We start from the raw sequence: 7642 nt of genomic DNA, 5'->3' as shown, positions 1-7642 counted from the left end.
AATGCTCAGCGTCGGCAACCGAGGTCAGGTCCTGCATCAGGCCAGCCTGGATGAGCTGCTCGGCATCGCGGCCGGTGTTCATCTGGGTGGCGCCCATGGGGTTGCCGCCAAGAATACGGCTGATGATAATCGGGTTGGCGGTATCGCCACCGCCGGCGATGGCGCCGTCGACCCACTTGTCGGTGCCCAGGGCATCGAAACTATCGGCGAACACCTTCACGGCAGCGGCTTCGCCACCCGAAGTCCACCAGTGCGTAACTTCAAGATCGGTAGCGTGTGCGGTACCGCACATCAAGGCAGCCGCCATCGTGGCAGCTACTGCGAACTTATTCATATGTAGTCCTCCCAACGTCCTCATGGAGCGAAACGCTCCCGCGAAATTGCCAGCCGCTAGGTTACCTTCTTATAGAGGCATCCCCGGCTGGCCGCATGTAATCGATTGCATCGCAAGTTTTTTGCCAGTGCAATCGATTGCATGAGTTTCAAACACTTCTTGCGGCCGTGTCAAGATCGATTTAGACCGTTGGCATTGCTGACAGCCTGAGGGGGTGCTGGCAGGTATGAGTATAGCCAAAAAAACGCCCACAATTCAGGACGTTGCGCGCTTCGCTCGCGTCTCGACCGCCACCGTAAGCCGCGCCCTTTCCAATCCGGAGCGGGTGAGCGAAGGAACGCGCGAGCGCATTTCCGATGCCGTCCAGGCCACCGGATACACGCTGAACCAGGCGGGGCGATCGCTGCGCCAACGCACGTCTAAAACCATTTTGGTCGGGTTGCCGGATATCCGCAATTCGTTCTTCTCGACGATCCTTGATGCCATCGAGCGCGAGGCGGCGTTGCGCGGTTACGGGGTGCTGGTGTGCAACCGCTATTCGGGGCCCAACCCGGCGCGGCGCTTGGGAGAATATTTCCTGTCGCACCGGGCCGATGGCTTGCTGCTGCTGGATGGCTCATTGGACCTGGAGCAGTTGCTGGAGCTGACGGGTGAGCCGAGCGCCGTACCTCTGGTGGTGGCGTGCGAGGAGATTCCCAACGCGCCATTCCACACCGTCAAGACCGACAATCCTCGCGCCGCCGCCCAGGCTACCCGACACCTGATCGATCTGGGCCATACCCGAATCGGTCACATCACCGGGCCGGCCGGCAATGTGCTGCGCCAGGAGCGTCTGGCGGGCTTCATGCTGGCCATGGACGAAGCCGGGCTAAGGGTCCTGCCGGACTGGATTTTCCCCGGCAATTTCATGATGGAAAGCGGCTATGCGGCCGCGCTGCAATACCTGGCCATGGCCAATCGTCCGAGCGCGGTATTCGCCGCCAATGACGAGACGGCGATCGGCTTCCTCTCTGGCCTGCGCGAGCAGGGCCTGGAGTGCCCGCGCGATATTTCCGTCGTCGGTTTCGACGATCTCGCCGTCGCCCTGCACTATTCGCCGCCGCTGACCACGGTACGCCAGCCACGCGAAAAACTCGGGCAATTGGCGGCCCAAACGCTGATCAACATCCTCGAAGGCAATGCCGAAGCCAAGCCGCTGCGCATCGTGCTCACCTCTGAGATGATCGTCCGCAGCAGCACCGCTCGCTACTTCCCGCCGCCGCATAGCTAAAGGCCAGAGCCCAGAATCACTTAGCCCGATCCGCGGACAAACAGAATCAACGCCCCTACCCGGTCTGGCCGGCAAGAAGGGCGTTCATTTTGCCGCAAAATGCGCTAAGGAGCCCTGCCAAGAGCCGCGGTCCCGTAGCTCAGCTGGATAGAGCAGCAGCCTTCTAAGCTGTTGGTCGGGGGTTCGAGTCCCTCCGGGATCGCCAAAAAATTCTTTTCTGAATAGGTAGACTGCAACGACACCTTGGAGATTGGAAACATGGCGCTCAAGCGGATGGACAATGTCGGAATCGTTGTCGAAGATCTCGGAGGGGCGATTGAGTTCTTTCGCGAACTCGGCCTCGAGCTCGAAGGGCGCGCCACGATCGAAGGAGAATGGTCCGGACGCGTCACTGGATTGGCCGATCAGCATGTCGAGATTGCCATGATGCGCACACCGGATGGTCACAGCAGGCTTGAGCTCTCTCGATTCCTTGCGCCGGCTGTCGTCGCAGATCACCGCAACGCTCCCGTCAACGCCTTGGGCTACCTCCGCGTCATGTTCACCGTGGACGACATCGACGAGACTCTGGAAAGGCTCCGCACGCGCGGCGCGCAGCTGGTCGGCGAAGTCGTGCAGTACCAAGACTCCTACCGGCTCTGCTACATCCGTGGGCCTGAGGGGCTTCTCATCGGACTCGCCCAAGAACTCAGCTGAGCGCAATACGAAGACACAGGGCGAAAGTGCCCTACCCGGAGACCAAGCGTGAAGTTCATCCTCGCCACCGCCGCCCTGCTGCTGTTGACACCAACGTCCGCTTTCGCGGCGCTTTCGGGCTTTTATGACAGCGCCGAACAGATAGACACGATCCTGGGCAGCACCGAGGTTGGCGATGCCTTGCGGCAGGCGCCGATTGGGCAGATCGGCAATACCGGCACCCGAGCCGATGGGGCCAAGGAATGGACGATCCGGACGCAGGAATGCGACCTCGTGGTCTACCTCGTTCCCAAGCCACCAGAGGGGCCGGGCATGACCACCTATAGCCTCGATATCCCCAATACCTGCGAATAGCGCATCGGTCTGTCTGGCCGGCCCTGCAACCGCTCCTTCACCAAATGCGTTGCGTTCGGCTTTACGATGCCATCAGATCGCCTTGTATCGGCAATAGTCTGGTGACCTCCCTAAGCCGAGTATGGGGTTGAAGGAGACGACGATGCGCCTTTCCCGTGCGAAGAGCTACTCTTGGTGGAGCCGCGAGCAGCGGCCGTTCACGCTGGCGGAGCTTGTGGCTGACGGGGTGGTTCATGTTCTCGGACTGATCATCGCCATCGCGGCGGGGTCAGTGCTTCTCGCATTCGCGATCACCCATACTGCCCCCGAGGCAGCGCCGGCTCTGGTGGTTTATGTCGGCTCGCTGGTGGCGGTTTTGGGCGTGTCGCTGGCCTATAATCTGTGGCCGGTTTCCCCGATCAAGATGTATCTGGCGCGGCTCGATCAGGCGGCGATTTTCCTTTTCATCGCGGGCACTTATACGCCGTTCCTCGCCGTGCTTGGCGGCACCCCGGTGGCAACGGTCCTGACGGTGTTCGTGTGGGGTGCGTCGCTGATTGGCATCGCGCTCAAGCTGATTGTACCCGAGCGCTTTGGCCGGCTGGCGATCGCGCTCTATCTCGCTATCGGCTGGAGCGGAATTTTCGTTTTCAGCTCGCTCGCCCATTCGCTGCCGCCGCTAGCGCTCTGGCTGTTGCCGGCGGGGGGCGTGGTCTACTCGCTCGGAATCATCTTCCATCTCTGGGAGAAGCTGAAATTCCAGAACGTGCTGTGGCATGTCTTCGTGGTGGCAGGCGCCTGCCTGCACCTGTGGGCCGTGCTGGACACCATGGTCATCAGCCGGCTCTAGCGCCCGCCTATTTGGTCTTTTTACCAACGCGATCGTGGATCATCGTGTCGCCCGGCTGCAGCCCGATAGAGGCTGCTACGCCGCCGGGGACTTCCAGTACGTACTGCACTGGCGCACCCGAGGGGATCGAGGTCGTATCCATCGGGCGCGCATTGGCGTGAACGGTTTTGACCACGCCATCGGCACCGACAAACACCATGTCGAGCGGGATGAGAGTGTTCTGCATCCAGAACGAGACCGGGCGCTCTTCCTTGAAATCGAACAGCATACCGGCATCGTCGGCCAGGTCCTGCACGAACATCAACCCCTTTTCGCGCCCCTCGGGCGTATCGACAACTTCGACATGGAAGGCGTGATCGCCACTTGCCGTGTGCAGCACCAGCTTGCCCTCATCGCTGCACGCAGCCAAAGGGGCGAAAGCAATTATGGCAGCCAAGCCCAGCCCAAGCCCCCTCAGGACGCGCACAGGCTGGCGGACGGCGGTCGAATGGAACATCGGATGGAGACCTTAGTGAGAAGATGGGGCGTCGCCCCAACCATCCGGGCGGATTTCGGCGACCATAAGGCCCTTGGGGCCATTGCCGTAGCGCACCAGCACGAATTGGCCGGGGCGCAGCTCGGTGATGCCGAAACGGCGCAAGGTTTCCATATGCACGAAAATGTCCGGCGTGCCCTCTCCCGCCGAGAGGAAGCCGAAGCCGCGGATGCGGTTGAACCACTTCACCTCCAGCCGCACCATGCCCGAGGTCGCCTCGACCACCACATGGGTGCGCTGTGCCGGCATTTGCGCGGGATGGCGCGCCGTCGATTCGTCCATCGAGACGACACGGAACGCCTGCAGGCCACCGGGGCGATTGAGGGCTTCGACGACGATGCGGGCGCCTTCATAGGCAGTCTGGTAACCGTCGCGGCGCAGGCAGGTCACGTGCAGCAGCACATCGGGCATGCCGTTATCGGGGACGATGAAGCCAAAACCCTTGCCGGCGTCGAACCATTTGATGGCGCCGATGATCTCGATGGTATCGAGCCCGGCATCGCCGCTTTCGGAATGGGTTGCCGGGCCTGTCTCCCCCGACAAACCTCCGACCTCGTCGCCGTCGCCAGAAAACTTGGCCCCCATGATCCCCAAAGCCTTTTCGTACTCGCCCCGCCGCCGCGAGGTACTCCACAAGACTTACACACTCTGTCCGATTCAAACCTAAAAGTTAAGAAGGCGTTGCGATTTTGTTTGGGATGGCGGCGATTGCCCCGCGCCTCCCGGATTGCTACGCCTGCTGCAAGATCTCACAGGAGGATAATCATGCAATATCTGCACACCATGGTGCGCGTCACCGATGTCGAAGCGAGCCTGAAATTCTATTGCCAAGGGCTGGGCCTGGAAGAAACCCGGCGCAGCGAGAACGAAAAAGGTCGTTACACCCTGATCTTCCTGCGCGCACCCGGCGATGTCGGCGGCGAGGTCGAACTGACCTATAACTGGGACCCGGAGGAATATACCGGTGGCCGCAATTTCGGCCATCTGGCCTATCGGACGCAGGATATCTACGCGCTGTGCCAGCATCTCTCCGATATGGGCCTGGTGATCAACCGGCCGCCGCGCGATGGCCACATGGCGTTCGTGCGCTCCCCTGACGGGATTTCCATCGAGTTGATCCAGGACGGTACCCTGCCCCCGCAGGAGCCGTGGCTGTCGATGCCGAACACCGGCAAGTGGTAAGCCCTCTGGCCGATAACTAACGTTTCGCTAACCGTGCCGCTTAGCGCGCGGTTAGCGAAAACAATCGTATTTTAGCGACTTCACCCGACCATGTTTGACTGTTGCATTCGCGCAACATTGGTCCCGGAAGCCGCCATGAGATCAATTGCCCTTATCCTCGCCTGTACCCTGGCCCTGACCGGCTGCATGCCCATGGCCATGTTCGCCAGCAGCAGCGGCGCCAGCTATTCGGGCAAGGGCAACAGTTTTGGCACCTTCGTGGCGAGCCGGGACGTCAACGCCTTCTGCATCAGCCCTAAGCTGCGTTTCCTGATCTGGGACTTCGAGGGCCATTTCGGCAAGAAGGTGATCATGAATTCGGGGTATCGCGACAACCAGCATAATTCGTCGGCCGGTGGCCAGGATAATTCCTACCACAAGAAGTGCATGGCCGCCGATTTCTACATCCCCGGAATCGATAAGAGTCAGCTCATCGCCTATGCCATGCGCAATGATGATGTGGGCGGACTGGGCTGCTATCCTGGCCGTTCCTTCATACATGTCGACGTGCGCGACCGCCCACGCGGCTATTCACGCCCGGTGACTTTCAGCGGCTGTTGAAAAATTCGGTTTGGCGGTCGGAAATGGGTTGCACATCCGGGATGAGCTGAATATACGAACGCAACGCTTAGGCGCCCATCGTCTATCGGTTAGGACGGCACCCTTTCACGGTGCAGAGCGGGGTTCGATTCCCCGTGGGCGTACCACCCCTCTTGCCTGCCAAGAGCCAAGCGTTTAACGACAGAGATGCCAAGACTGAGTGGCACCTCAATGACCAATGCGCCCATCGTCTATCGGTCAGGACGGCACCCTCTCACGGTGCAGAGCGGGGTTCGATTCCCCGTGGGCGTACCAGTCATCCCCTTCCCCATTTTGAACTACCCAAGCCGCCAGGGCTTTGCCACGGCCGTGCCGATGGCAAAAAAATAAGGCCGCCAAACTGGCGGCCTTGGAGCATTGGTTTAGATCGGCGTGGATCAAGCCGGCTTGCGGTACTGATAAATCCCGACGTCGATGGCGCCTTCGGTGAAGCCCGCTTCGCAATAGCTCAGGTAATACACCCACTTGCGCTTGAACTCTTCGTCATAGCCGAGCGGGGCGATCATGGGCCAGCGTTCGAGAAACCGGTCGCGCCACAGCTTGAGGGTCTTGGCGTAGGACAGGCGGAACGTCTCGGTGCTTTCCAGCACTAGGCCGACCTTGTCGCCCATCTGCTGCATGGCCGTCTTGGTCAGCAGCATGCCGCCGGGGAAGATGTAGCGCTGGATAAAATCGGGACCGCTGCGATAGCCTTCGAAGTCGGCCTCATTAATGGTGATGGCCTGGATCGCGGCCGTGCCGCCAGCCTTGAGCCGGTCGAAGACGGTCTGGAAGTAGCTCGGCCAATTGTCTTCGCCAACAGCCTCGATCATTTCGATCGAGCCGATATGGTCGAACTGGCCCTTGGTGTGGCGGTAGTCCTCGAAATGCAGCGTGGCGAGGTTATCGAGGTCTTGGCGGGCCAGACGATCCTGCCCGAATTTGAGCTGTTCCGCCGAGAGCGTGATGCCATGGAGCTTGGCCTTGTAGTCGCGCGCGACGGTTTCGGCGAAGCCGCCCCAGCCGCAGCCGATCTCCAAGACGCTTGAGCCTTCAGTGATGCCCGCCATGTCGGCAACGCGGTGGTATTTGACCCGCTGGGCTTCTTCTAGGCTCTGGTCGCCCGAGGTGAACACTGCCGACGAATAGGTCATCGAGGGATCGAGCCATTGGCCGTAGAAATCGTTGCCGAGGTCGTAGTGCTCGGCGATGTTCTGCTTGGAGCCCTCGAGCGAGTTCGGCCGCGACATATGGTAGGCGAAATCCTGGGCCGCCTTGCGGAACAGGCCTGGATTGGCATTTTCGAAGATGTCGCGGTTCTGCAGGAAGAAGCGGAACAGTGCGGTGAGGTCGTCGATCTCGATATCGCCCTGCATATAGGCATGAGCGAAGCCGACCGTGCCGCGGCGCATCGAATCCTTGATGACCTTGAAATTATTCAGTCGTAGAACCGAATGCTCTCCGGTCGACGGATTGCCGATCGTTCGGGCGCGACCATTTGGAAATATGACGGTGACGGCGCCATGGCGCGGATGGCCGAGGAGGCGCACCCCCACCGACTCGACAATACGGGATATAAATTGCGTCCACAGAGTTACGCCACTGCGGTTTTGATCAACTGCTGTTTTAGTCATTAGGCCGCAAATTCCAACTAATGAGTGGGTGGCGGCTGCTGAGCGGTCGCCGAGACTTGAGCTTCGGTGGCGCTTCCACCGAGCCACAATAGTAACGCTTCCCAGAAAATATCGGGTGCACTTTACCGCTGATAATTGGATATGCAAGCCTCAGTTTCAAGTCCACGTGATGACGCCAGAAGGGCGATAA

9 protein-coding genes, 3 tRNA genes and 1 pseudogene are annotated in these 7642 nt (G+C 60.3%); 9 read left to right on the top strand and 4 right to left on the bottom strand.

Annotated features, from left to right (window positions below; translation table 11 throughout):
* Positions 1-334, bottom strand: a pseudogene (locus JWP26_RS12940) (carbohydrate ABC transporter substrate-binding protein); the annotation flags it as partial.
* A 226-nt stretch (positions 335-560) separates the two neighbouring features.
* Here JWP26_RS12940 and JWP26_RS12935 point away from each other — a divergent pair.
* From JWP26_RS12935 to JWP26_RS12915, 5 genes are all read left to right on the top strand, one after another.
* Positions 561-1604, top strand: coding sequence for a LacI family DNA-binding transcriptional regulator (locus tag JWP26_RS12935; RefSeq protein ID WP_299728157.1), 1044 nt, complete (start codon positions 561-563; stop codon positions 1602-1604).
* A 128-nt stretch (positions 1605-1732) separates the two neighbouring features.
* Positions 1733-1809, top strand: a tRNA-Arg gene (locus JWP26_RS12930).
* A gap of 53 nt (positions 1810-1862) precedes the next feature.
* On the top strand, positions 1863-2300 hold the full coding sequence (locus JWP26_RS12925; protein ID WP_299728154.1) for a VOC family protein: 438 nt from the start codon (positions 1863-1865) through the stop codon (positions 2298-2300).
* Positions 2301-2348: 48 nt separating this feature from the next.
* Positions 2349-2654: a hypothetical protein gene (locus JWP26_RS12920; protein WP_299728151.1), complete on the top strand. Its 306-nt coding sequence runs from the start codon at positions 2349-2351 to the stop codon at positions 2652-2654.
* Between the two features lie 142 nt (positions 2655-2796).
* Complete coding sequence (locus tag JWP26_RS12915; RefSeq protein WP_299728148.1) at positions 2797-3483, top strand: hemolysin III family protein; 687 nt, start codon at positions 2797-2799, stop codon at positions 3481-3483.
* Positions 3484-3490: 7 nt separating this feature from the next.
* On the opposite strand, the gene JWP26_RS12910 is transcribed toward JWP26_RS12915, so the two are convergent.
* Complete coding sequence (locus JWP26_RS12910; RefSeq protein WP_299728145.1) at positions 3491-3919, bottom strand: DUF192 domain-containing protein; 429 nt, start codon at positions 3917-3919, stop codon at positions 3491-3493.
* Positions 3920-3991: 72 nt separating this feature from the next.
* On the bottom strand, positions 3992-4603 hold the full coding sequence (locus JWP26_RS12905) for a cold-shock protein (protein ID WP_299728142.1): 612 nt from the start codon (positions 4601-4603) through the stop codon (positions 3992-3994).
* A 180-nt stretch (positions 4604-4783) separates the two neighbouring features.
* On the opposite strand from JWP26_RS12905, the gene JWP26_RS12900 reads away from it, so the two are divergent.
* From JWP26_RS12900 to JWP26_RS12885, 4 genes are all read left to right on the top strand, one after another.
* Positions 4784-5200: a VOC family protein gene (locus JWP26_RS12900; RefSeq protein ID WP_299728139.1), complete on the top strand. Its 417-nt coding sequence runs from the start codon at positions 4784-4786 to the stop codon at positions 5198-5200.
* A gap of 135 nt (positions 5201-5335) precedes the next feature.
* A complete protein-coding gene (locus tag JWP26_RS12895; protein ID WP_299728136.1) occupies positions 5336-5800 on the top strand; it encodes a D-Ala-D-Ala carboxypeptidase family metallohydrolase in 465 nt (154 codons plus the stop codon).
* A 71-nt stretch (positions 5801-5871) separates the two neighbouring features.
* Positions 5872-5946, top strand: a tRNA-Glu gene (locus tag JWP26_RS12890).
* Between the two features lie 73 nt (positions 5947-6019).
* Positions 6020-6094, top strand: a tRNA-Glu gene (locus tag JWP26_RS12885).
* Between the two features lie 122 nt (positions 6095-6216).
* On the opposite strand, the gene JWP26_RS12880 is transcribed toward JWP26_RS12885, so the two are convergent.
* Positions 6217-7368 carry a cyclopropane-fatty-acyl-phospholipid synthase family protein gene (locus JWP26_RS12880; RefSeq protein WP_299728133.1) on the bottom strand — a complete coding sequence of 384 codons (1152 nt, stop codon included), beginning with the start codon at positions 7366-7368 and terminating at the stop codon, positions 6217-6219.
* Between the last annotated feature and the right edge of the window lie 274 nt (positions 7369-7642).

This window comes from Devosia sp., assembly GCF_028290435.1.
In the GTDB taxonomy this organism is placed as follows: Bacteria; Pseudomonadota; Alphaproteobacteria; order Rhizobiales; family Devosiaceae; genus Devosia.
The sequence above is the reverse complement of the archived record's forward strand: the minus strand, read 5'-3'. Positions and strand labels throughout refer to the sequence as shown.